We start from the raw sequence: 24,356 nt of genomic DNA on the forward strand, positions 1-24,356 counted from the left end.
AACCATGCGCTGCATGAATTTCTACGCCGGTAAATCCTGCTTTTTCGCCTAAACGCGCCGTATTTGCAAAACGTTGAATCACCTCTGCAATCATAGATTCAGTCATTTCGATTGGTGTATTAAAGCGATTTGACATTTTGCCAAGATCAAGTGAAATAGCCGATGGTGCCCACGTCTGCTGACCAAGGTTCGCTTGCATTTGACGCCCCGGATGGTTAATTTGAAGCCAAATCTGAGCACCTTTTGAACGACCAATTTGTGCCCATTTTTTAAAAGTATCCAGATGCTTTTCATCTTCAAGCACTACGCCACCCGGTCCAGTCATCGCTCGGCGGTCTACCATCACATTTCCGGTAATGATTAGACCGACACCACCATTTGCCCAAGCTTGATATAAACGCATTAATTCTTCTGATGGTGCATGGTTTAAATCAGCCATGTTTTCTTCCATTGCTGCTTTAGCAATACGGTTCGGAACATATGAGCCATTTGGGAATACTAATTTTTCGAACACTTTCATTGGAATGACCTCATTCAGTATGGTTTTACTTTAAGCTTAAAGCCAACTTCAATGTCAATACCTTTTATTATTTATACATTTAAACAATTGTATTCATTAATTTTTCATATAAAAAAGAGGCCATCAAATGCCTCTTTTTTTAAAGTTTAAAGCTTCAAATTATTCGCAGATAAAAATTATTTTCAGTTAAAGAAAACTTTATAAATCTTCCAATAATTTCAAAGAAAGCTTTCTCAGCATAGTCAGCTCCTCATCATTCATATGCATTGAACATCGCAACTGATTGGGTAGATCAATCACTTTTTCTTTTATCTCTAAAGCTTTGTCCGTCAATATTACTTTTTTTACCCGCTCATCTTCTTTGATTGATACCCTCTTCAGAAACTCTTTTGCTTCAAGTTTTTGAACCAATGGCGTTAAGGTACCTGAGTCAAATAAAGTCTTTTCGCCGAGTTCTTTTAGGGAAATGTCATCTTCTTCGTACAAAGCTAAAAGAACGATGAACTGAGGGTAAGTTAAATCGAAATCTTTAAGTAATGGACGGTACTGGCGGGTAAGTGCATTCGCCACTGAATAAAGCGAAAAACAGAGTTGATCACCTAATATCTTGTTTTCTTTCATATTTAAACCAAAAATTAAAATTATCTAAAAAATATTATAAATAATTCTTGACCATAAGTATCTTGCGTGCAAGTATTATATACGCAAGATAAATATTGAACTGAGCTTTCGATAGAACCAACTTCATATTGGACACAAAGCCTTGGCTCAAAGTTGTATTTAAAATTTCTAACTTAAAGTGAGTTTTCACCATGAAAATCGCAACAGCTTTATTAACATCTGCTCTTTTCACTACAGCTGTTTCAGCTGAAGCTATCAATACTCCTGCTCCTACTGCAGGTGTACAAGCCTTCCTAAACGTACTCAATTCGGGTAACGGCAAACCAATGGAATTGATGACTCCAAATGAAGCTCGTCAAGTTTTAATCGGCGCACAAAAGGGAGCGAAACTTCCTCCAGCACAAGTTTCAGAGAAAACAATTCAAATAAATGGTCAAAGCATTCAACTAAAAATTGTTAAACCAGAAAATGCTAAAGGCGTTCTTCCTGTATTTATGTTCTTCCATGGTGGCGGTTGGGTGTTGGGCGACTTTGCTACTCATGAACGCTTAATTCGTGATTTAGTTCGTGAGTCTGGTGCAGCAGCTGTATACGTTAACTATACGCCTTCTCCAGAAGCTCACTTCCCTGTAGCAATTAATCAGTCATATGAAGCAACCAAATGGGTCGCTAAACATGGTAAAGAAATTGGTGTTGATGGTAGCCGTTTAGCTTTAGTAGGTAATAGCGTTGGTGGCAACATGGTTGCTGCTGTTGCCCTTCAGATTAAACAATCTGGTGGTCCAAAAGTGCGTTACAACGTAATGTTGTGGCCTGTTACCAATGCTGGTTTTGACGATGCTTCTTACAATCAGTATGAAAAAGGATACTTCCTGACTAAGAACATGATGAAATGGTTCTGGGACAACTACACAACCAATGCCAATGATCGCAACAATATTTTGGCATCACCACTTCGTGCTACAAGCGAACAGCTAAAAGACTTCCCACCAACATTAATTCAAACAGCTGAATTAGATGTATTGCGTGATGAAGGTGAAGCTTTTGGCCGTAACTTAGATAAAGCTGGTGTTCCAGTGACTGTAACTCGTTATAACGGTTTGATTCATGACTATGGCCTGTTAAATCCGTTAAGCAACGAACCATCTGTGAAAACTGCGTTATCACAAGCTGGATCTGAACTTCAAAAGCATTTGAAATAATGCTTTAAGGCAGTACTAATAATGTAAGTCTAATAAAGAAAGCATGATTAAAAATCATGCCTTCTTACTTTTTGGGTTCTTGAACAAACTTAATGCAAAGGCATTTTTTCAAATGAACCTTGTTGAGCGCCAAGCTCTGAACGTACCACCTGTAACTCAAAGCCCTGTCTGTCTAACTCAGCTCTTTTACTTTTATCGGTTAAAGAAACAACTATACTCACCAAAAATGCGAGTGGCATAGAAAACAAAGCTGGGTTATCAAATGGGAATATTGCTTTTTCATGGCCTAGTACACCAACCCAAACTGTTGGTGATAAAACCACAAATGTAATTGCCGAAATGATTCCGACAAACCCACCAAATATAGCACCGCGGGTGGTTAAATCTTTCCAATACATAGAAAGAATAAGTACAGGAAAGTTAGCGGAAGCAGCAATACCGAAAGTAAGCCCCATTAAAAAAGCGATGTTCATTTTTTCAAATAAGATTCCACATGCTATGGCAATCACACCTAGAACTATCACTGAAAGTCGAGATACAACCATTTCCTGCTTTTCAGTTGCCTTTCCTTTTTTAATTACTTTTTGAAATAAATCATGGGAAATCGCTGAAGCTCCAGCAAGTGCCAAGCCAGCTACAACGGCTAAAATTGTTGCAAATGCTACAGCAGACAAAAAGCCAAGTAATAGATTTCCACCAAGGGCTTTTGCTAGATGCATCGCAACCATGTTACTGCCGCCGATTAAATCTCCACCGAGTTGCCCATCTACAAAATATTGAGGATTAGTACCTACTATGGCGATTGAAGCTAAACCTAAAATACAAACCACAATAAAGAAGTAACCAATATAACCAGAAGCATAAAAGACTGAACGGCGCGCTTCAGCAGCATTTGGAACTGTAAAAAAGCGCATAAGAATATGTGGTAAACCTGCTAAACCAAAGATCAAACCAATAGACATAGAGAGTGTATTAATTGGGTTGGATAGCATTGGACCCGGCTCTAACACCTTTTGTCCTAATTTATGTGCATTTACGGCGGCCTCAGCCATATTATTTAAACTAAAACCAAATGCTTTAAATGCCAGAAAGACTAGAACTGTTCCACCAAAGAGCAAAAGAATAGCTTTAACTATTTGTATCCATGTGGTTGCAAGCATTCCTCCAAAAATGACATACACCAGCATTAGACAACCGACCAGCATGACGGCAATTTTATAATCTAGACCAAACAGTAATTTAATGAGCTGACCTGCACCCACCATTTGCAAAATTAAATAGCAACACACAACAATAAGTGAACCACACGTTGCCAAAATACGGGTGCGCTGCGGATCTAATCGATATGAAACAATATCTGCAAATGTATATTTACCAAGGTTTCTTAGTCTTTCGGCCATTAAGAAAGTTAAAATCGGCCAGCAAACAAAAAAGCCCGTTACATAGATAAAGCCATCATAACCTTTGAAGAAGACCATACTTGAAATACCAAGTAAGGTTGAGGCAGACATATAGTCTCCCGCAATTGCTAAACCATTTTGCTTTGCCGAAATGGCATTGCCTGCCGTATAAAAATCTTCTTTCGATACTGTTTTCTTTGCAGCTTTAAAAGTAATAAATAATGAAAGGCCGACTACACACGCAAACATAATAATTGCGGTCCAATTTCTTGGCTCGCTTTGTGAAGCCCAAGCACCTGAGCTAAACAAGGTCAAAATAGTAAAAGTAATATATTTATTCATAATGATATTCCTTTCTTAGTTTTTCTTTTTGTTTGTCAAAATATTGATTTGTAATAAATATATATAAGCCCGTTATGACCCAGCTCGATACAATGATTATTGCAGCAATCGGTAAACCAATTGTGATTTTGCTTGCCTCTAGTGGCATTGCAAGCAATTCAGGGCGAAAGGTGGCGGTTCCTATAAAAATAAAGTAAATGCTGAGTACAATTAAACTTAGAAAAACAGCGAATCGATTTCTCTGCTTTACCATCTTTTTAAATTTCATATCTAAAACGATATTTGCTTCCTGAGGATAGTTCATATAAAAAGTCCTTTTTTATGTAGATCATTATTTACATTCAGCAAAAGCACTATTGGTGAAATAGTCGTGATAACGTTCTCTCAATATTTTTTTACTGATTTTTCCAGTGGGCGTATGCGGTATTTCTTCAACCAATATGGTTGCTGACGGAATGGCCCATTTATGTAATTTGGATGATAGAAAAACGACAATTTCAGAATGTTCAATTTTTTCTTGTGGAGATTTTGGCACCAATATTAAAAGTGGGCGTTCTCCCCATTTCGGATGATTGGCAGCAATAACGGCGGCTTCTGCAACTTTTTCATATCCCATCGCTGCATTTTCAACTTCAACACTACTAACCCACTCTCCTCCTGACTTGATCATATCTTTGGCACGGTCTGTAATATGCATATATCCATACTCATCTATGCACGCGATATCTCCTGTATCAAACCATTTGTCCTCTTCTTTGACTGCTTTGGGTTGATTGATATATTGCTTAGCAATTGTATGCCCCCTTACTTCTAAAATGCCTTCATGCACACCATTGTGAGGAAGCAATTGATGGTTCTCATCCCGCAATCTCATTTGAACGCCGAAGATAGGTTTGCCGCATTTAATTGATTGGGTTTCGACATTATTTTTGATTTGATCTACGCGATTACAGACTGCCATTGAACTGGTTTCAGTCATTCCCCAAGCATTTTCAACTGAAATTCCATAGTGGCTCAAAGACTCAATCAGCGAATATGGCGCAGCTGAACCACCAGATATCGCCCGTTTTAAACTGACTGATGAAATATGGTGGTCTTCAAGATAATTTTTAAAAGCATTCCAGATGGTCGGAACAGCCATAGAAATATCGACGTGTTCTGATTGGATCAGATTAAAAATTTTCTCGGTTTGTCCAGCAAATGAGTGAGGCCAAACGATTTTTGCCCCCGATAAAACCGCATTAAATGGCATTCCCCAAGCGCTAATATGATAAAGAGGAACCAAAGGCATAATGCAGCTATCATGCGTTAAGCCAATCGCATTTGGCATAGCGAGTATTAATGCATGCAATACGGTACTACGATGTGAGTAAAGAACACCTTTAGGGTCACCTGTTGTCCCCGATGTATAGCAAAGGCCACTTGCACGTTCTTCAGGGATATCTGGCCAATCATATCGAGACTGCTCTGGAGCAATGAGTTCTTCATAAAAGACAAAGTCAAATTGTGCTTTTAGATTTTTATTGGGATCACCGAGCACAATAAAATGTTTTATGACTGGCTTTATATTGTCATAAATTGAATCAACTAATGCCAAACAATCTGGTTCAATAATGAGAACTTCATCTTGAGCAGAATTGATAATTTGAATGAGTTGTTCAGGCGCCAATTTGGGGTTAATTGTATGGTAAATTCTTCCCGTACATGGAATGGCATAGTGCAATTCAAAATGCTGATATGAGTTCCATGCCATCGTTCCGACTTTAGCATCAGAACTTATATTTAATCGGTCTAGCGCATTGGCAAACTGAGCTACACGTTCGAAAGCATCTTTATATGTATAACGATGTTTAGCTATCCCATCTGCTTTCAAAGTCACAATTTCTTGATCTGCGTAAACTGTCAAAGCATGCTGCATTATTGAAGTAATGTTTAAATTACAATGCATCATTAATCCATTCGTCATTCTTATTTCCTCACACAATTTAGCAACTGATTCAGATGCTTATATGAGTCAATGCAACTATGATGCCAAATTATTTTATTATTATTTTCAATAACTTATTTAATTTTTCTATTTTTCTTTTTTGAAAAAATTTCAATTTTGAAATTAGTGATTTATGAGTTTCATTCTACGCCATAAGGTCGTTCGACTAATCCCAAGTTTTTGTGCAGCAAGGTCTAAATCACCATCTACTTCTGCAAGCGTTTGCTCAATTAGATTCAACTCTTGATTAACCTTTACCTCTTTTAATAAAGGTTGTGCCGTGTAGTGATTTGGGGATTGAAATAGCTCGGGTAATTGTTGCTTTAAAAATTCTGGAGTTAAAATTTCATGATCAAGCTGTAACAGCACATTGATTCTTTCAACAATATTTTCAAGTTCGCGGATATTGCCCGGCCAAGAATAGTGTAAAAAAGCCTTATGTAAAATATTCGGCAAATCATCTAGTGTTTTTCTATATTTCTCTAGAAAGGAATTTGCTAAATACAAGATATCTTCTTTTCGTTCTTTTAAAGACGGCGTATACACTCTTAAAATATTTAAACGATAGTAGAGATCTGCCCGAAAGGTTCCATTTCGTACTAACTCTTCTAAATTCGCATGAGTTGCAGCAATCACACGTATATCTAAATGATGACTTACCACTGAACCTAAGCGATTAATTTGTCTCTCTTGTAAGACTCGTAAAAATCTAGTTTGTAGATGTAATGGCATATCACCAATTTCATCTAAAAAAAGCGTACCCGTATGTGCCGCTTCAATGAGGCCAATACGCCCATTTTTCTTCGCTCCAGTAAAGGCACCTTCTTCATAACCAAATAGTTCGCTTTCTAACAAGCTTTCTGGAAAAGATGCACAGTTGATTGCAACAAATGGTGCTTTATAACGACTGCTATGGTTATGAATACTTTGTGCTAAAACTTCTTTACCTGTACCACTTTCACCAGTAATGAGAATCGTACTATCGGTTTTTGCATATGCTTTTGATAACTTGATGATTTGTTGGAAATTGGGATTTTGCGTCAAGAACTGATCAAAGGTATATCTTGTATTAAAGTTCTTTGATGAAACTTTTCTAAACTGACTATTAGACTGCTCTAATGCATTTAGTTCCTGCACTCTTAAGATATAGCCATCTATGTAGTCATTTTTTAGTTTGGAAATATATACAGCAAGTTTTAAATTTTTAAATTGAACGAGTTGGTGACTATTTTCTTGGTCGATATCAAAGTTTAATCCTTCAAAAATTTCGAGTGCTGATTTGTTTAAAACGTCTGAAGAGTCTTTTTCAAGTAACGAACTCATTGAGTTATTTATTAAAGAAATCTTTTTTTGCTTAGTGATAAAACAAATACCTTCATTTAAGTGATTAAAAATCTCAGTCAAACGTAAGGTTGAATATTGTTCTCTGCGAATCTTTTCAAGAGTACGTAAGGCATTTTGCAGCAGGTCTTTTAAAGACGGCACACTAATCGCCAAATGCCCGACTAGGTTTTCATTCAGAGCTAACTCTACTGCAACAGGCGAACCAATAATGGCATCAAAACCTTGATTTTTAATTAAATGAATTGTTTTTTTAGCATCTAAATATGAGTCATAGTTAAACTGTTGTATATCTAAAGCAAAAATATCAGAGTAGTTCTCAAGATCGACTGTGGACGTATTACCCACCAAAGCAATTCGCTTATATTGTTTTAAGTTTGATATGGCTTGAATGACATCAAAAGTACCAGTTCGAATGACCTGAATATCAATATTTAATTTCTTCTGTAGAAAACTCGCGGTCGCTCCCGTACATAGAAGAATCTGACAGCCATTTTCTACTAAGCTTTGAGCAACATCTTGCACATCGGAAATATGGCATTCCACCAAATCGATTTCGTTCGACTCTACTTCACTAATCGCCTGTTCAACCAAAGATCGAAAACCATTAATATTAGGTTTTTTAATATAGGTGACCAAAATATTAATTGGTTTTCGATTAAGCATTTTTTACTCCATTAAAAAACGTTTTATATAGGCGCAGCGCTATGACCGCCATCGACTTTAATTTCGATACCTGTTATGCCCTGACCTGCTTGCGAAGCAAGTAAAAGTAAAGGTCCATTTAAGTCATCAAATTCTACAAACTTCCTTGTTGGAATTTTCTTTAAAAGCTGTTGTCCAGATTCGCCCGTTAAATATTCTTCATTAATTTCAGTAATCATATAGCCTGGTGCGATGGCATTTACATTTATACCAAATCTAGCCAACTCTACTGCCATAACTTCTGTTAAATGACGTAAGCCAGCCTTCGATGCACAGTATGGGCTAACACCAAGGTTGGTAGACTGAGACAGAATTGATGTGATGTTGATGATCGATCCTTTACGATCAGCCTTAATCATATGTTGCACCACTTCTTGTGCACATTGCCAAGGGGCTTTAAGGTTAGTATCTACAATCTTATCCCAATCTTTATCGTTATAGTCTAAGAAACGCTTGGTATCACTCACGCCAGCATTATTAATTAGCACATCTACTGTGACTCCTTCAGCCTCTAAAGAACTAAGCATATCTTTTACAGCGGAACGATCATTTACATCTAACGCAAAGGTATGAACTTGTACGCCATATTCATTTTTTATATGCGATTCTAATTCTTTCAATCTCTCTAACCGTCTGGCACAAATAACAATATTCGCACCTTCTTTTGCAAATAATTCAGCTATGTGATGCCCCAAACCACTTGAAGCACCCGTAATTAAAATATATTTATCTTTTACATCAAAAATATTCATTCTCTTATCCCTACTATTACAACTGCTTCCCTAATAGTTTTTTGGCTATGCTCATGCGGTGAACTTCATTTGCGCCATCATAAATTCTAAAACCTCGCGCATCTTTAAAAATCTTGCAGACTACTGATTCATCCGTCATGGCTTGCCCACCTAAAATCTGAACTGATCGGTCCACCACACGCCAGATACCTTCAGAGCTGATCACTTTAACTAGGCTCGACTCGTAATTTCCTTTCTCACCCAAGTCTAAAACCTGCGCACAATAGTGAACGGCTAATCGAGTCGTTAAAATATCCATTTCATTGTCGGCAAGCATAAAACCAACGCCTTGGTGGTCTCCTAATCTCTTGCCAAAAGATTGGCGTTCTCGCGCATATTGAGTAGCAATATCATGTGCTCTCCTTGCTTGCCCCAACCATCTCATACAATGTGTTAAACGTGCTGGTGCAAGGCGAACTTGAGCATATTTAAAGCCTTTACCAATTTCACCCAACACATTTTCTTTAGGTATACGTAAATTCTCAAAGCGTAAAATGCCGTGGCCACCTGAAAAGCATGAGTCCATAGCATTCATATTTTTTTCTAATATAAAGCCTTCAACATTGGTGTCTGTTAGAAACATTGAAGCGGAGCCATCTTCCATTTTTGCCATAGTAATCGCAACGCTCGCTCCATCGGCTCCTGTAATTAACCATTTACGACCATTAATAATATAGTCATCGCCATCTTCAATTGCTGTTGTTTGAAGCATGGATGGATCCGAGCCAGCTCCCGGTGCCGGTTCCGTCATGGCAAAGCACGATCTAATTTCTCCAGCTACCAATTTTCTTAACCATCTTTCTTTTTGTACATCGTTTGCGACAGCATCTAATAGATGAATATTTCCTTCATCTGGCGCATGAATATTTAAAGCGATTGGACCTAAAGCAGAATATCCTGCTTCTTCGAAAGCTACAGCCTTTTGCAGATGCGACCAGCCAAGGCCACCCATTTCTTGACTTGCATGGGGAGTTAGCAGCCCCCAACGACGCGCGCGACTCACTAACTCTTGGCGTAAAGCTTCACTAGGCCCATGGCTATCTTGACGAGGATCACTTTCTAATGGAATCACCTCTTGTTGAATAAATTCTCTAACTTTCTGTTGTAGTTCTAATAATTCATTAGATAGTGTGATCATGAGCTGAGTTCCTTTAATTTAAAGCCTTGAGTCGCGATATAAGTTTCATACACATCATCCATAGCGCTATTAAATAGCTCATTTTTAATCAGATTGTACGGCGTGAAATTTTGAAGTTTGATTCGTTTGCTTATTACCTTTTGATTCTCAATCGTTAGATCAAGAATATTTAAGCAGCCATAATCTTGTTCCTGCGAATAGACATCTTTGAAGTCATGTCCATATACCCAATTAATGAGTATTCGATTTACAATATCGTGTGAAGAAATCAGGATATTCTGGTCTTTGTCTGCTGTTAAAATCATGTTTTCAAACCATGTCAGTACACGAGTAATAAAGCGCGACCAACTTTCGCCTTGTACAAATAATTCAAGATTATTTTTATGGAACTGATAGGCCTTTTTTATTTCCAGTTCAGCACGATCCAACGAAATTTCTCTTAAACGTCCCGCTCTTATTTCTCGAATATCATCGAATGATTGAATGTCTTTATGCTCGTTTTGATAGTGCTTCAAAATTTCGGCTGTCTGAATCGAACGAGGCATGGTAGATGAATAAATTTTTTCAAAACTAACATCTTGTAGTTGATGAGCCAGTTGTTGTATTTGCTCTATTCCTCGTTCGGATAACTGTGCAAACTTAGGATTAATCGGGTTCTTATCTGCATCAAAATATGAAACGTGCCCATGCCGAACTAAATAAATTCGTAACCGATATTTATCCATGTTGAACTGCCTTTGGTTCAGTAATTTTTAAGTCTTCCGAATTAAGAGCTTTTAATATCTCAAATGTTTGATGCGATTGTTTACCTTCACGGATATCGCTAATAAACAATTGAATTGCCTCATCAACATCTTTAATTGGAAAAGAAAAATAATCTTGCACAATGCCTGAACGATGCAATGTAGAAATATCCTTTTGCAAAATATAAGCCTGCAAAATTTCCAAGCTTCTCATGAGCATTAACAAGTTATATTTCTGACTGCCCGATTGCGGTAAAAGCTCATTCTTAATGACAGCCTGGCTGGCTTTAATGAGGTCAATTATTTTTTTCTCGCTCATTCTTTTTCTCCCAATATTTCCAAGATATTTTTTTCAAGGCGGGGAACTAAAAATTCCGTTAGGGCTAATTCGAGTGATGGAGTATCCATTTCGTTGTTTCGGTCAGACTGCTGCATCGCAATAATTGCCCATCGAACATGAGACAGTACATGCCAAAACTTCATTTCAAATTCAGGGATATAAATATCGGAAATTTCAGCGTAAGCTTTCGCAAAGTCCTTATATGAACCAATTCCCCCCGCTATATTTTCATCTTGTCCAAAACGCCAACATTTAGAGGTAAACCAGCCTAGGTCTTCTCTACGATCGCCCCATTGCGTAAATTCCCAATCTAAAATTCCTGAAATTTGATCGTCATTAACCATGATGTTACCAATGCGGTAATCACCATGGACTAGTACCAAATCATCGACTTTTGGAAGATTGTGAAACATCCATTGAATAGCGTACTCAAGGATTGGACGCTGTCTTTTTAAGTGATCCAGTTGTTCTAGAAAACCTGTAAGCTTTTTTTCTAAATATTGATCTTTATCTGGCTTAGGAAGTAGTTTCTCTAATACTTCATCTGATTGAATCGCATGAATTAAGGCAAGTTGCCTACCAATGTCTTGAGTAATCTTTTTACGTTTTTCTTCTTCTGTAATTCGAACTAATTTATGGCCTTCTGTAACACCATCAATTTTTTTCATGATGAAGAAATCACTGTTTAAAAAGTTAGGTGACTTCTCGAAATAAAGTGGCTCTGGCACTTTAATACCAAAGTGATATAACCGATCTAAAAGTAAAAATTCCTGCTCCCGATCTGAACTAGCCTCTACACTAGATTCAGCATTTTTACGCAGTACTAATGCAAAATCTTCAGATTGAACTAGCCAATTTTCTTGGATAGCCCCACCACTCATTTTTTTTAACTGAATTTCATGATGGATTAGCCCTAGATTCTGCTGCAATATTCCACTCAATTGCAGTATATGATTTGCATTCATTATTTACTCCTTGTAGCTAATCCTACTGGAGCAAATTATGTGCCACTATTTTTATATTTAAATTCAACAACTTAAAAATCAACTATTGTTTCAAATATGAAATATATTTCATATTTGAAATTTCTTATTCTAGAAATCATCCTTTTGCCATTCATCGGCGATTTTTGAAAAAACCTTGACCTTAAACCTTACTTTAAGCATAGGATGCTCAATAGGTAAATATGAGGAGCCTACAATGCCTAAAGTTTGGAGTTTTCAGCGTTGGTTCATTGCCATTTTTATGGCTTTTTTATCAGTAAGCTATGCAAATGCATCTGATCAAGTACAAAATCAAGAAACGGCTAAAAGCAAAGGTAAAATTTTAGTCGTCATGACAAATCATTCAGCCTATCCGACTCGTTCAGATAAAACTGGCTTATGGCTTACTGAATTAACTCATTTTTATGATGTCGCTAAAGCTGCTGGCTATGACATGGATTTTGTTAGTCCTCAAGGTGGCGTTGTTCCTCTTGATGAACGTAGTATGAAGCCTATTTATGTTGATAAATCAGCTCGGAAACTTTTAGCTGATCGTCAGTTTATGTATCGCTTAAACCACACTTTAGCACCAAGCAGTATCGATCCAACACGCTATAAAGCAATTTATTATACGGGTGGACATGGAACAATGTGGGACTTCCCGGATAATAAAGAACTAAAAAATATTAGTGAAAGTATTTATCGCCAAGGTGGGATCGTTTCAGCGGTTTGTCATGGTGTGGGAGGCTTATTACCTCTGGTAGGTGAAGATGGTAAACCACTCATTTCAGGTAGAACTGTTACTGGGTTCGCGAATAAAGAAGAAACTTTATCTGGAATTAAATCTCAAGTTCCATTTTCCTTACAAAATAGCTTAATTAACCACGGCGCGAAATATAAACAAGGCTTTCTTCCATTTACTTCATATGTAGTATCGGATGACAGAATCATTACTGGACAAAACCCTCAATCTAGTAAAGAAATTGCCCAAGCTGTTGTTAAACGCTTAAGTACTCTTAAGTAATTCATTAAAACAGTTTAAAAAAAGAGAACCAGAATTTTATATTCTGGTTCTCTTTTTTTAATGCATAAAAAATCATATCTTTTATTTTTTAATATTCTATTTTTCTTTTTAATAAAATTTAAAATAATGATAAAACGCTTGACCTTAAACCTTACTTTAATCTTAGCATTAATACATGGTCTATAGGAGGAACATATCAATGTTCAACAAGCTTAATCTACCTCAAACAGTTACTGCGTTATCCGTAAGTTTATTATTGAGTTTTTCAGCTCAAGCGGTTGAAACTAACTCAAGTTCGGTACAACAACCATCAAACTCAAGTACTTCACAGGAAACAACTGTTGTAGAGTTTGGGCCATATAAAGTTAATGTTCCAAAAGGTGGCTATTACGATCGTTTTCGTATGAACCCGAATCTAGACGAAGTTGCAAAAGATCCGGCAGCTGGAAATATTGATTATTTCCGTACTATCCCCAAAAAACTTGTAGATACTAGAGTAGGTAAAGTATGGTCCCCCAATTTTTATTACCGTACTAGTAATATCCAGCTGTTGATGCTTGCTCCGATTTCTAAAGTAAAAGCAAAACTCCCTGTTCCACTTGAACCATTACAACCTATCCCAGGCTATGGTTTGGTTTCATTAACATTCTTCTCTTATGCAGTCGGTGATGTCGACCCATATGATGAAGTTTCGGTTGCTGTGGTTGTACGCCAACCTGGTGCTCATCACTTCAATACCACAGAACTATTGAGCTCAATGCGTAACCATAAATATTATGGCCATGTACTCGCATTACCAGTAAATACAGAAATTGCTCGTGTTCGTGGTGTCTATGGTTACCAATTACCAAAATGGTTAACACCTATTGATATGAAAATTGGCGATAAATCAGTTCAAGCTCATATTTATAATACTGATGGTAAACCTGATTTAAGTGTAGCAGCACCATTGCCAGAAATTAAAACTGTGAAACCACAATCTCATATTGAAACAAAAACTATGTATCAATTGGTAGATGGGAAATGGCACAGCACTTCTGTAGAGTCTAATACTTTGGCATTTGGACAAAAGTTTTTTCCAAAGGACGTTCAAGTTGTAAAAAGTGGTGGACCGCTGAGTAAATTACTTGATGAACTAGGAGCCAATAAAGTTCTACGTTTTGATGTAGTGAAAGATGCACAATTGGCATTAAATATGCCTATTCCTTATCCATCACTCGATAAATCGGCAGCTAACAAATAATTTTAAAGAGCCCTTTCTACTTATTATGAAAAGAAAGGGCTCCGATTATTTCTGTTATATATAATAATATTTTTTATATTTTAATTTATTTATAAAAACTCTAGTTACAAATATATTATCTGGAAAAAATAAAGTTCTATTCTCTTTTAAATAATATTAGTTAAATCGAATCTTTGAAGATGAATTTTGAGTTAATGTACCAAAATCTAAATCTAATAAAGGTAGTGCTGTTTCAGGTAAAGCTAAAGCCTCTTTATAAGCAGTCTTTGCTTGAGGTGTTAAATATAAATGATTAAGTTTCTCATCGCTTTTAAATCCAATCGGAAATTGATAATGAAATTTCAAAGGTTTTTCAATATCAAAAGTAAAAATTGGTAATTGTAAGTTACTCTTATCTTTACCATATGTTGCATCTGCTAAAACATATTGATGAACATAATCAATTGAAAAATTAGAAAGCGTTAGACTCTTCAAACTTCCATCTTCTGCAATGCGTGAATATACCATCACTGTACCTTTTGCTCGCCCCAGTACAATTTTCATCTTGGAGCCAATCACAATACTACTCACAGGATAGTTAAATTTGGTTGGGTTTCCCCCAATATTCGGTTCATCAATGGGTGTAGCAGTACCTTTGGCCTCAGCTTTAATCGCTAATCGCTCCCAAAAATCTCGTCTTAGCGTTTCTGGAAAGGTATGTATTGAATCTGATTTGGTAAGACTCACAGGAATGTTCAGCCTTGCTTGTACATTACTTATGAAGAATAATGATTGAATACCAAGGCTGAGTGCAAATATTAATTTTTTCATTCAATGCTACAAAATAGTGAAGTACATAAGGCTATGATTTAAATAGCCTTATGTACTGTTTTAAAGATTTAAAGAAAACTTGGTAAACCACGTGCAGGGTCAGTTTCTCTAGCTGCTTGAGCATTTTCAACTGTCAAACCAAGCGCCTTAGCCACACCTTCGCCATAAGCTGGATGACATGCATAGCAGTTACGAATGTGGCGATATTTAATGAAATCAAGAGCATCACCCATTGCGCGTGCAGTATTATCAAATAAAGCCTGTTGTTGCTCAGCAGTCATAAGTTCAAACAAAGCACGAGGTTGACTGAAATAATCGTTGTCATCTTCACGATAATTCCAGAAATCAGCATCCCCGTTGATTTTTAAAGGAGGTTCTTTGTACTGAGGCTGCTCTTGCCACTGTCCAAAACTATTTGGTTCGTAATGTGGAAGACCACCATAATTGGCATCGATACGTCCTTGACCGTCACGGTGATTACTATGAACTGGGCAACGTGCCGCATTTACAGGTATTTGCTGATAATTCACACCTAAACGATAACGCTGAGCATCAGCATAGTTAAATAAACGGGCTTGCAACATGCGGTCTGGTGAAGCGCTAATACCTGGCACCAGATTACTTGGCGCAAAAGCGGATTGTTCAACATCCAAGAAGAAGTTTTCAGGGTTTCGATTCAACTCAAACTCACCAACCTCAATTAACGGATAATCTCCATGAGGCCAGACTTTTGTTAAATCAAATGGATGATATGGAACCTTTTCAGCATCTTGCTCAGGCATTACCTGTACATACAAAGTCCACTTAGGGAAATCTTTTCGTTCAATCGCATCGAATAAATCACGTTGATGACTTTCACGATCATGCCCCACTAATTCACCAGCTTCGGCATCTGTTAAATTTTTAATTCCCTGTTGGGTCCGGAAATGAAATTTCACCCAGAAACGTTCATTCGCACTATTGATGAAACTATAGGTATGGCTACTAAAACCGTGCATATGACGGTAGGAAGCAGGAATACCTCGATCAGACATGACGATAGTGACTTGATGTAAAGCTTCAGGTAATAAAGTCCAGAAATCCCAGTTATTCGTTGCGCTACGCAAGTTAGTTTTTGGATCACGTTTTACTGCTTTATTTAAATCTGGAAATTTACGTGGATCACGTAAGAAGAATACTGGTGTATTGTTACCCACCATGTCCCAGTTACCTTCTTCTGTATAAAATTTTAAAGCAAAGCCGCGAATATCTCGTTCAGCATCTGCTGCTCCACGTTCACCAGCTACTGTGGTAAATCGAGCAAACATTTCTGTTTTCTTACCAATTTCGCTAAAGATTTTAGCGCGGGTATATTGAGTAATATCATGAGTCACAGTGAAAGTGCCGAATGCACCTGAACCTTTTGCATGCATACGACGTTCTGGAATTACTTCACGTACAAAGTTAGCTAGTTTCTCATTTAGCCATAGGTCTTGAGCAAGTAGAGGTCCTCTTGCACCTGCCGTCATACTATTCTGGTTGTCTACAACTGGAGCCCCAAAATCAGTAGTAAGTTGGGAAAAAGGACATTTTTTAGTATCGTCATTCATTAATATGCACCCGAAAAATAATCAATCGAATCAATATAAAAAAGGGCAGTCAATTTTGGCTGCCCTCTTTTTAAACTTAACTTCTAATAAATGCTAAAAGATCTTTATTAATTGTTTCTGCTTCTGTAGTTGGCATTCCGTGAGGGAATCCTGGGTAACTAATTAATTTACCGTTTTTAACGAGTTCTGCAGATTTTTTACCAGAAATTTCAAAAGGAACTACCTGATCATCTTCACCATGTAATATGAGAACTGGAACTTCGATCTTTTTAAGTGCTTCAGTAAAATCTGTTTGAGAGAAGGCAACAATTCCGTCGTAATGAGCTTTTGCTCCACCCATCATGCCCTGACGCCACCAATTTAACACCACAGGCTCTGATACTTTCGCTCCTGGGCGGTTAAATCCATAAAATGGACCTGCTGGTACATCGTGATAAAACTGTGAACGATTTTTAAAAAGTTGATTTTGAAGGTCATCAAAAACTTCTTTTGGTAAACCATCTGGATTACTTTCAGTTTTTACCATGAGTGGAGGAACGGCACTAATCAAAACAGCTTTAGCTACAGGGTCATTAGGATAACGAGCAACATAATACGCTACTTCACCACCACCTGTTGAATGCCCTACATGCACAGCGCCTTGTACACCTAAATGCTCAACCACAGCAGCAACGTCATCTGCATAATGGTCCATATCATGACCATCCCAGACTTGAGTTGAACGACCATGACCACGGCGGTCATGAGCAACGACACGAAAACCTTCTTTAAGGAAAAAAAGCATCTGCGCATCCCAGTCATCTGAACTGAGCGGCCAACCATGGTGGAAGAAAATTACAGGAGCATCGCGAGGGCCCCAATCTTTATAAAAAATATCTACGCCGTCTTTTGTTGTGACATATCCCATTTTTGTTTCTCCTGTGTAAAAGTTACACTATCGATTTACTGTATATGCTCTAATTAATTCGTAATAAGTACATATAAAATTTTCAATCCTACCCTCATGGATAGTCATAACATAGTAAGGTTAAAGTTCACTTGAAGGTCAATAGATTTTAGAAAAAACAACGTTTAAAAAGTGTAAAAAAATAATTTCTACAATACTAAAAACTAAGGTTTTTCTTTAGATCATCTAGAAGTTAATCAGCTCTATCTATTCTTATCAAAAGTTATTCTAAATTCGTTACAGTCGATTTTTAATTCTTAGAAAAATAGCATATTGACATTCAAGTGAACTTTAAACTTATAGTAAACCTACAGGCAGAAAGTTGATATCTGCTTTTAAAGATTATCAGCTACTCAGCCGATCAATTTAAAGGTTAACCAATTATGAATACAAATAAAGCGTTCACTGAAGTTGAATTTGGTCAACAGAAAGTTAAAGTTCCAAAAGGTGGTTATTATGACCGCTTTAGAATGAATCCTGATTTAGATGAAGTTGCAAAAGATCCTGCAGCTGGAAATATAGATTTTTTCCGTAGCATTCCTAAAAAATTAGTTGAGTCAAGAGTTGGACCTGTATGGGCTCCCAACTTTTATTACCGTAGCGGCAATGTGCAAGTTTTGATGCTTGCTCCAATTAAGCTGTTAAAGAAAAAATTACCTTCGCCTCTAGTACCCTTGGAAGCTTTTCCAGGTTATGGACTAGTTGCGCTCACCTTCTTCACTTATTCAGTTTGCGATAATGATCCATATAATGAAGCGTCTGTCGCTATTGTCGTGCGTAAACCTAAAGCTCATGGTCCGCATGCTTTAGAGCTGATTAACTCGATTCGTAAACGACACTTTTATGCACATGTATTGGCTTTACCTGTCGACACTGAAATAGCACGTGTACGTGGCGTATATGGTTATCAACTTCCAAAATGGCTAGCTGAAATTGATGTAAAGATTGATAAGAAAAAAGTTGAAGCAACACTTTCAACTTACAACAAATTAGATATCAGCCTAACAACCGCAACTCCGTCATTAAAAAGAGTTAAGTCTGAATCACGCATGGGTAAAGCCACGATGTTGCATTTAGTCGATAACGAGTGGCATCAAACTCTAGTGCAAACCAATGTTCTCTCGTTTGGTGAAAAACTTTTCCCGCGCAAGGTAAAAGTGACACGCCATGGCGGCCATGTGAGCCAGCTTCTAGACCAGTTGGGCGCATCTACTATTCTTCGTCTCGATGTTATTGAAGATGCTCAGGTCGTATTAAATCTACCGACTAAACTTTAATCATCAGTCAGTTAGCTTAGGATCCTTAAGCTATGTTTTGAGGTTTAAGATGAATACTCTCAATGAAGTAAGCAGCACTTTAAATGCATCAGAGATACTCTCTCGACAACGCAAAGCTTTTTTGAAAGCTGAACCACCAACACTTCAACAGCGTAAAGCAAATCTTGCAAAGCTTCGTGCCGCTGTCATTGAATATCGTAGTGAATTACAAGTTGCTGCAAGTGAAGACTTTGGACACCGTTCATATCATGAAACAGATGTCATGGAACTCGTTGGTATTGTTCAATCCATCGATTATTTAACGCGTAATTTACGCCGTTTCATGAAACCAGAAAAGCGTCATGTCAGCTTATTCTATCGCTCGGCTAGTGCTCATATAGAATATCAGCCTAAAGGGATTATTGGGGTCATGGCTCCTTGGAACTACCCTATTTCTCTTACGCTTATTCCTCTTGCTACAGCCATTGCTGCCGGTAACAGAGCAATGCTTAAACCATCGGAACTCACCCCTCGAACAAGTGAAGTGATCTCACGCATGCTTGCGGCGAACTTTTCTATAGAAGAAGTTGCGGTTGTTTTAGGTGGACCTGAAGTTGGTGCTGAATTTAGTGCACTGCCTTTCGATCATCTATTGTTTACAGGAAGTACACCTGTAGGCCGTAAAGTCATGAAAGCAGCAAGTGATAACCTCGTTCCGCTCACTCTTGAATTAGGTGGTAAAAGTCCAGCTATTGTAGGTCGAGGCCATGTAAACTCGAGAACCATGACCAGTATTGCCTATGGAAAATTATCCAATGGTGGGCAAACATGTGTTGCTCCAGATTATGCTCTTGTTCATGAAGATGATTTAGAAGCATTTATTGAAGAATACAATGCCACAGTCTCTCGGTTCTATCCAAACGGGCCAGACTGTGATGACTACACTTCAATTGTCAATGAACGTCATTATGCTCGTTTACAAAACTTGCTTGATAGTGCAAAACAAAATGGCGCACGAATCATTGAACTAGGAATCAAACCTGAATCGGCAAAGAATCGCACTCGTACTCTTGTTCCAACACTTGTTGTAGGAGCAAAAGATGATGATGCAATTATGAGAGAAGAAATCTTTGGCCCAATTCTACCCGTGCGTACCTACCGTGATATTGATGAAGTGATTAACTACATCAATGAACGAGACCGCCCACTCGCCTTATATTATTTTGGCGAAAAAGATGCGGATTGCAAAAAACTGCTACGCCGTACCACCTCAGGTAACGTTGGTATTAACAATACTTTAATTCATGTGGCACAAGACGATCTACCGTTTGGTGGCATCGGCCCAAGTGGTATGGGTGCTTATCATGGAATTGAAGGTTTTCGTTCTATGAGCCATGCAAAAGGCGTCTTTGATCAAGGCCGCTGGAATTTCCCAAGTTTCTTACATGCTCCTTTTGGAAAATTCATGGAATTAGCACTTGCCATTACTTTGGGTAAGAAAAAAGCTAAATCTTAATTATTTTTCATCCTCAGCGGGATTGAGCATTAAGTGTAAATTCCGCTTATTTAATTAACAATACCGAATAAGGAAACAACTTTATGAAATGTATCACTTTTAACGGTGCTGGCGGTCCTGAAGTTATTACAGTTAGTGAAAGACCTATGCCTGAATTAACAGATGATGGGATATTAATTGAAGTTGTTGCAGCAGGTATTAACGGTCCAGATGTAATGCAACGAAAAGGTTTGTATGCACCACCGCCTGGTGTGACGGACATTCCTGGACTCGAAGTTTCCGGAATTGTTAAACAAGTGGGCAAGCAAGTCACTAAGTTTAAAGCTGGAGATGAAGTTTGTGCTTTAGTTCCGGGTGGTGGCTATGCTGAATATGTAGTTGCCCATCAAGACAACGTACTCTTTATTCCTGAAGGTCTGACATTAATTGAAGGTGGAATTTTACTAGAAACCTTCATGACAGTTTGGTCACACCTTTTCCAACATGCAAAATTCCGCCCAAATAGTTCAATTTTAATACATGGCGGTACTTCAGGAATTGGTACTACCGCAACAATGTTAACTCGAGCTTTTGGAGCAACCCAAATTTTTACAACCGTATCGAGCAAAGAACATCAAGAAGCGAGTTTAAAAATTGGTGCTGATGTAGCCATAAATTATAATGAAGATGACTTTGTTGAGGTTGTAAAAAAACATACTGATGGTAAAGGTGTGGATTTTGTCTTGGATATTATTGCCGGAGATTACATCCAGCGAAATTATGAAGTCGCTGCAATGAACGGCACAATATTGCAAATAGGTGTGCTTAAAGGGCTAGCTGACAAAGTCAATATTTTTCCGATGCTCGCTAAACGTCTAACTCATACAGGCGCAACACTACGCTCGCAATCTGCAGAAGCTAAAGCTGAAGTGATGGCAGCACTGCAAGAAAAAGTATGGCCTTTAATTTCAAAAGGACAGATAAAACCGTTATTGTATAAAACATTCGATCTTGAAGAAGCTCGCCAAGCTCATGAGTTCCTTGATAAAGGGCAACATGTAGGTAAGTTAGCTTTAATCGTCAAGAAATAAAAACTGAAAATAAGGCCAGTAAATACTGGTCTTATTTTAATAAGTCAGAATTATTATTAATTTATATATTAAAAATCTGTTCTTATCATACAAAAAGCATGCTAGATAATTCTACGCTTAGATGTTATTGAGGATGCTCAGGTGGTGCTTAATTTGCCAGTTAAAATTTAGGAATGCTTTATTCAATAAGATTTGAGTAGTTAAACTAGATATATAAACCTATTTCTTGCTTGTATTTTCTATATTTAAAAGCCTACTAACTAAATAGTAGGCTAGTTTTCAATACATTATTACCAAATTTTATTTCAGTGGCGATATTGAAGTTGGTAGTGCAATCATTGACTTCATTGCATGAGTTAACCACTGTGGACCACCTTTTGGTGGCCAAATGCCATCTGCCACTGACTTGGCACGAACTTCCGAACGCTCATTCAGTGACGCGTATGGCCAAATACTTACAATACGAGGTGTGCCATCAAGAGCATACATCGCTATTGTTAATTTTGAGTATTGAGTGCGAGTCGGCACTGCATTTTTCCATGCTTCAAGGACATGAGGGACACCGCCATGTTTCAACTCATAAGTGCGAATTTCATATACAGGACCAAATTCACCCACCTCAACTTCTGGTAAGAAGTCGAAACCAGCAAAATTTTCTACTGAATATCTAATAATATTTTCAGATGCACCAAACAAGTTTTCTTGTGCTGCTAAACGCGTATTTTCATCATCTAATTCTTGTTGTGAAGCATAGCTGCGTAATACAACAACTTGGTTGAGCTCGCCTATATCAGAGAAAAATACTCCAAGTAACTTACCTTTAGCTGCCTCATCTTGGTAAAAACTTTGAATACCTGCTGCAACAGTCGCAGTTGTACCCATTTTGATAGTGATGTTAATCAGTTGATAAAGCTTCATGCGGTTCTCCGTGGTTGTATCATTTGTGTAGGTTGTTCAGTCACTTGTTTATTTAGTTTTCCTGCGGAAAATTGAGCAATTCGCCAAGCAAATACCATCCCTGGCCCTAGTGTTGTTCCTGGGCCTGGATATGTTCCTTTAAAAATTGAAGATAGGTCATTACCGCAGGCAAATAGTCCAGTAATCACCTGATTATTCTGATCAAGCACTCGACCATAAATATCGCCAGCTAATCCACCACTACTCGCACAGTCCATTGGAATGACAGGTAAAGCGTAAAAGGGACCGTGCTCAAGTTTGCCCAAGCATGGATTAGGTTTAACTTCAGGATCTCCATTAAAACGATTCATCACACCACTGCCTTTACCAAAGTCTGTGTCTACACCCTGTTCAACGAGGTGATTAAAACGTTGAACTGTATTCACCAATCCTTGAGCGTTAATCCCAACCTTTTGGGCAAGCTCTTCTAGTGAATTTGCAGAGAATAAATATTTTGCTTTGAGGTAGTAATCGAGTTTTTTTGCGCCTGGCAAAACAAAACCTAACCCATATTTTTGAATCGCAGTTTGGTCGCAAATCAGGTAAGACTGAATTTTTGGTTTACCTTGATTTGTTTTAAGCTGAGCCATACAAAAGTCGTGGTACGAATCTGACTCATTGACAAAGCGGTTACCATCGTCATTGACAGCTATTACACCTGGTTTGGCCCGGTCTAAAATAATGTGTGGCCAAATAGCTTTATAACCGTTGGCATGAACATGGACGGAGCATGGGAAATACAGCACACTGCTATCCACAGATGGGTCAAGTTTTGCACCTTTTTCCATAGCTTTACTAAGCCCATCGCCCGTGTTTGAGTAAGGTGATAGTGAGTCTGCGATTAAACCTTTTGGGAACAATTGTTGGCGTAACTTTATATTCCATCCCACACCACCAGTGGCTAAAACTACCCCCTTTCTGGCACGAACAACTTTCACACCTTGTTCGGTTTCAATTTTGGCTCCCACCACTTTGCCTTTTTCGACCAGTAGCTCTTGCAGTGGTGCATTGAACCAAACAGGAACATGTTTTTGTTTAAGGTTATAAAATAAGCTACCTACCAAAGCATTACCCATAACAAGCCGTGTACCCCGATTAAAGCGTAGACGTGACAGAAAATAAGGCACCACAACTTTTAAGGTAGTCATAAAGTTCTGAAAGCTTTGTACAGGATTTAACAATGCATTTAATTCAGTACGATTGACCATCATGCCACCTAAGCCCATAAATTCCGCTCGTGGAGGACGTACATATTTAAAGTCAGCACCTAAAACACTTGCATCAAACTCAGCAGGCGCAAGTGCACGCCCCCCAAATGCTTCACCTGGTTGGTTTTTCACATAATCGGGATGTGCTAAACAAGCGTTAAGCTTAACTGTAGTTTTCTCATCTAAATCACGGACCATATCCGCACATGAAGCTAGAAATGCTTCGCGAAGTTCTTCACCACCACGTTCACCAACGACAGATTTAAGAAAAATTCGAGCTTGCTCAATATCATCAGGAACACCTGCTTGAACACTTAAATGGGATCCTGGTGCCCAAATCGTTCCACCTGATGTTGCTGAAGTGCCACCTACTTGTGAAGCCTTTTCGCAAAGTAAAACATCTAATCCATTAAGCTTGGCAAAAAGTGCTGCGGACATGCCTGCTGCACCACCGCCAATAACCAATAAATCAACTTCTTTATCCATGTTCAATTCTCCTTAGCCTTGCTTATGTGGCATGAACGCTACTGTTTCAGTTCTAGCTTGTTCAGCAATTTTTTTTGCAGCAAGATAACCAAAAGTCATGGCTGGACCCAAGGTAATTCCACCACTTGGATATTGACC

Annotated in this window: 21 protein-coding genes and 1 pseudogene; 6 read left to right on the forward strand and 16 right to left on the reverse strand. The window is 38.0% G+C overall.

Annotated features, from left to right (window positions below; all coding sequences use genetic code 11):
• Positions 1–520 (reverse strand): annotated as a pseudogene (locus UC75_RS20115) (2,4-dienoyl-CoA reductase); the annotation flags it as partial.
• A gap of 198 nt (positions 521–718) precedes the next feature.
• Positions 719–1,141 carry a MarR family winged helix-turn-helix transcriptional regulator gene (locus UC75_RS03940; protein ID WP_024437916.1) on the reverse strand — a complete coding sequence of 141 codons (423 nt, stop codon included), beginning with the start codon at positions 1,139–1,141 and terminating at the stop codon, positions 719–721.
• A gap of 191 nt (positions 1,142–1,332) precedes the next feature.
• On the opposite strand from UC75_RS03940, the gene UC75_RS03945 reads away from it, so the two are divergent.
• A complete protein-coding gene (locus UC75_RS03945) occupies positions 1,333–2,343 on the forward strand; it encodes an alpha/beta hydrolase (RefSeq protein ID WP_049836771.1) in 1,011 nt (336 codons plus the stop codon).
• A gap of 89 nt (positions 2,344–2,432) precedes the next feature.
• On the opposite strand, the gene actP is transcribed toward UC75_RS03945, so the two are convergent.
• The 9 genes from actP to UC75_RS03990 all read right to left on the reverse strand — a co-directional run bounded on the left by actP (position 2,433) and on the right by UC75_RS03990 (position 12,095).
• Positions 2,433–4,085 carry a cation/acetate symporter ActP gene (gene actP / locus UC75_RS03950; protein ID WP_049836772.1) on the reverse strand — a complete coding sequence of 551 codons (1,653 nt, stop codon included), beginning with the start codon at positions 4,083–4,085 and terminating at the stop codon, positions 2,433–2,435.
• Entirely contained in the window at positions 4,078–4,389 is a 312-nt protein-coding gene (locus tag UC75_RS03955; protein ID WP_049836773.1) for a DUF485 domain-containing protein, read from the reverse strand. The genes actP and UC75_RS03955 overlap by 8 nt, the downstream gene beginning before the upstream one ends.
• Positions 4,390–4,416: 27 nt before the next feature.
• Positions 4,417–6,051, reverse strand: coding sequence for a long-chain-fatty-acid--CoA ligase (locus UC75_RS03960; RefSeq protein ID WP_049836774.1), 1,635 nt, complete (start codon positions 6,049–6,051; stop codon positions 4,417–4,419).
• 144 nt (positions 6,052–6,195) lie between these two features.
• Positions 6,196–8,079 (reverse strand): sigma 54-interacting transcriptional regulator, encoded by a 1,884-nt coding sequence (locus UC75_RS03965; protein ID WP_049836775.1) that lies wholly within the window; start codon positions 8,077–8,079, stop codon positions 6,196–6,198.
• 23 nt (positions 8,080–8,102) lie between these two features.
• A complete protein-coding gene (locus UC75_RS03970; RefSeq protein ID WP_049836776.1) occupies positions 8,103–8,870 on the reverse strand; it encodes an SDR family NAD(P)-dependent oxidoreductase in 768 nt (255 codons plus the stop codon).
• A 16-nt stretch (positions 8,871–8,886) separates the two neighbouring features.
• Positions 8,887–10,047, reverse strand: coding sequence for an acyl-CoA dehydrogenase family protein (locus UC75_RS03975; protein WP_049836777.1), 1,161 nt, complete (start codon positions 10,045–10,047; stop codon positions 8,887–8,889).
• Positions 10,044–10,772 (reverse strand): histidine phosphatase family protein, encoded by a 729-nt coding sequence (locus tag UC75_RS03980; protein WP_049836778.1) that lies wholly within the window; start codon positions 10,770–10,772, stop codon positions 10,044–10,046. Before UC75_RS03980 ends, UC75_RS03975 begins: the two co-directional genes overlap by 4 nt.
• Complete coding sequence (locus UC75_RS03985) at positions 10,765–11,109, reverse strand: hypothetical protein (protein ID WP_049836779.1); 345 nt, start codon at positions 11,107–11,109, stop codon at positions 10,765–10,767. The genes UC75_RS03980 and UC75_RS03985 overlap by 8 nt, the downstream gene beginning before the upstream one ends.
• On the reverse strand, positions 11,106–12,095 hold the full coding sequence (locus UC75_RS03990; RefSeq protein WP_049836780.1) for a phosphotransferase family protein: 990 nt from the start codon (positions 12,093–12,095) through the stop codon (positions 11,106–11,108). Before UC75_RS03990 ends, UC75_RS03985 begins: the two co-directional genes overlap by 4 nt.
• 235 nt (positions 12,096–12,330) lie before the next feature.
• On the opposite strand from UC75_RS03990, the gene UC75_RS03995 reads away from it, so the two are divergent.
• On the forward strand, positions 12,331–13,137 hold the full coding sequence (locus tag UC75_RS03995) for a type 1 glutamine amidotransferase domain-containing protein (protein WP_049836781.1): 807 nt from the start codon (positions 12,331–12,333) through the stop codon (positions 13,135–13,137).
• A gap of 199 nt (positions 13,138–13,336) precedes the next feature.
• Positions 13,337–14,380 (forward strand): hypothetical protein, encoded by a 1,044-nt coding sequence (locus UC75_RS04000; RefSeq protein WP_049836782.1) that lies wholly within the window; start codon positions 13,337–13,339, stop codon positions 14,378–14,380.
• Between the two features lie 156 nt (positions 14,381–14,536).
• On the opposite strand, the gene UC75_RS19140 is transcribed toward UC75_RS04000, so the two are convergent.
• From UC75_RS19140 to UC75_RS04015, 3 genes are all read right to left on the reverse strand, one after another.
• The gene (locus UC75_RS19140) at positions 14,537–15,190 is read right to left on the reverse strand and encodes a hypothetical protein (RefSeq protein WP_049836783.1); all 654 of its coding nucleotides are present in this window, start codon (positions 15,188–15,190) and stop codon (positions 14,537–14,539) included.
• Between the two features lie 68 nt (positions 15,191–15,258).
• On the reverse strand, positions 15,259–16,779 hold the full coding sequence (locus UC75_RS04010; RefSeq protein WP_049836784.1) for a catalase: 1,521 nt from the start codon (positions 16,777–16,779) through the stop codon (positions 15,259–15,261).
• A gap of 76 nt (positions 16,780–16,855) precedes the next feature.
• Complete coding sequence (locus tag UC75_RS04015) at positions 16,856–17,686, reverse strand: alpha/beta fold hydrolase (RefSeq protein WP_049836785.1); 831 nt, start codon at positions 17,684–17,686, stop codon at positions 16,856–16,858.
• Between the two features lie 422 nt (positions 17,687–18,108).
• Between UC75_RS04015 and UC75_RS04020 the strand changes: the two genes are divergently transcribed.
• From UC75_RS04020 to UC75_RS04030, 3 genes are all read left to right on the forward strand, one after another.
• Positions 18,109–19,002 carry an acetoacetate decarboxylase family protein gene (locus UC75_RS04020; protein WP_049836786.1) on the forward strand — a complete coding sequence of 298 codons (894 nt, stop codon included), beginning with the start codon at positions 18,109–18,111 and terminating at the stop codon, positions 19,000–19,002.
• A 49-nt stretch (positions 19,003–19,051) separates the two neighbouring features.
• Complete coding sequence (locus tag UC75_RS04025) at positions 19,052–20,497, forward strand: coniferyl aldehyde dehydrogenase (protein ID WP_049836787.1); 1,446 nt, start codon at positions 19,052–19,054, stop codon at positions 20,495–20,497.
• Positions 20,498–20,580: 83 nt separating this feature from the next.
• A complete protein-coding gene (locus UC75_RS04030; protein ID WP_049836788.1) occupies positions 20,581–21,567 on the forward strand; it encodes an NAD(P)H-quinone oxidoreductase in 987 nt (328 codons plus the stop codon).
• 300 nt (positions 21,568–21,867) lie between these two features.
• Here the strand turns inward: UC75_RS04030 and UC75_RS04035 are convergent, their stop codons facing one another.
• Entirely contained in the window at positions 21,868–22,485 is a 618-nt protein-coding gene (locus UC75_RS04035; RefSeq protein ID WP_049836789.1) for an NIPSNAP family protein, read from the reverse strand.
• The gene (locus UC75_RS04040) at positions 22,482–24,218 is read right to left on the reverse strand and encodes an FAD-dependent oxidoreductase (protein WP_049836790.1); all 1,737 of its coding nucleotides are present in this window, start codon (positions 24,216–24,218) and stop codon (positions 22,482–22,484) included. The genes UC75_RS04035 and UC75_RS04040 overlap by 4 nt, the downstream gene beginning before the upstream one ends.
• Positions 24,219–24,356: the final 138 nt, after the last annotated feature.

Origin of the sequence: Acinetobacter sp. V2, from assembly GCF_001188385.1 — a bacterium.
Lineage (GTDB): Bacteria > Pseudomonadota > Gammaproteobacteria > Pseudomonadales > Moraxellaceae > Acinetobacter > Acinetobacter oleivorans.

Coding starts and splice junctions, on each gene's coding strand:
- UC75_RS03945 (WP_049836771.1), top strand. CDS start 1,333: ATGAAAATCGCAACAGCTTTATTAACATCTGCTCTTTTCACTACAGCT.
- UC75_RS04010 (WP_049836784.1), bottom strand. CDS start 16,779: ATGAATGACGATACTAAAAAATGTCCTTTTTCCCAACTTACTACTGAT.
- UC75_RS03995 (WP_049836781.1), top strand. CDS start 12,331: ATGCCTAAAGTTTGGAGTTTTCAGCGTTGGTTCATTGCCATTTTTATG.
- UC75_RS03970 (WP_049836776.1), bottom strand. CDS start 8,870: ATGAATATTTTTGATGTAAAAGATAAATATATTTTAATTACGGGTGCT.
- UC75_RS03990 (WP_049836780.1), bottom strand. CDS start 12,095: ATGAATGCAAATCATATACTGCAATTGAGTGGAATATTGCAGCAGAAT.
- UC75_RS04030 (WP_049836788.1), top strand. CDS start 20,581: ATGAAATGTATCACTTTTAACGGTGCTGGCGGTCCTGAAGTTATTACA.
- actP (WP_049836772.1), bottom strand. CDS start 4,085: ATGAATAAATATATTACTTTTACTATTTTGACCTTGTTTAGCTCAGGT.
- UC75_RS04000 (WP_049836782.1), top strand. CDS start 13,337: ATGTTCAACAAGCTTAATCTACCTCAAACAGTTACTGCGTTATCCGTA.
- UC75_RS04015 (WP_049836785.1), bottom strand. CDS start 17,686: ATGGGATATGTCACAACAAAAGACGGCGTAGATATTTTTTATAAAGAT.
- UC75_RS03985 (WP_049836779.1), bottom strand. CDS start 11,109: ATGAGCGAGAAAAAAATAATTGACCTCATTAAAGCCAGCCAGGCTGTC.
- UC75_RS04020 (WP_049836786.1), top strand. CDS start 18,109: ATGAATACAAATAAAGCGTTCACTGAAGTTGAATTTGGTCAACAGAAA.
- UC75_RS03960 (WP_049836774.1), bottom strand. CDS start 6,051: ATGACGAATGGATTAATGATGCATTGTAATTTAAACATTACTTCAATA.
- UC75_RS03940 (WP_024437916.1), bottom strand. CDS start 1,141: ATGAAAGAAAACAAGATATTAGGTGATCAACTCTGTTTTTCGCTTTAT.
- UC75_RS03955 (WP_049836773.1), bottom strand. CDS start 4,389: ATGAACTATCCTCAGGAAGCAAATATCGTTTTAGATATGAAATTTAAA.
- UC75_RS03965 (WP_049836775.1), bottom strand. CDS start 8,079: ATGCTTAATCGAAAACCAATTAATATTTTGGTCACCTATATTAAAAAA.
- UC75_RS04040 (WP_049836790.1), bottom strand. CDS start 24,218: ATGGATAAAGAAGTTGATTTATTGGTTATTGGCGGTGGTGCAGCAGGC.
- UC75_RS04025 (WP_049836787.1), top strand. CDS start 19,052: ATGAATACTCTCAATGAAGTAAGCAGCACTTTAAATGCATCAGAGATA.
- UC75_RS03975 (WP_049836777.1), bottom strand. CDS start 10,047: ATGATCACACTATCTAATGAATTATTAGAACTACAACAGAAAGTTAGA.
- UC75_RS19140 (WP_049836783.1), bottom strand. CDS start 15,190: ATGAAAAAATTAATATTTGCACTCAGCCTTGGTATTCAATCATTATTC.
- UC75_RS03980 (WP_049836778.1), bottom strand. CDS start 10,772: ATGGATAAATATCGGTTACGAATTTATTTAGTTCGGCATGGGCACGTT.
- UC75_RS04035 (WP_049836789.1), bottom strand. CDS start 22,485: ATGAAGCTTTATCAACTGATTAACATCACTATCAAAATGGGTACAACT.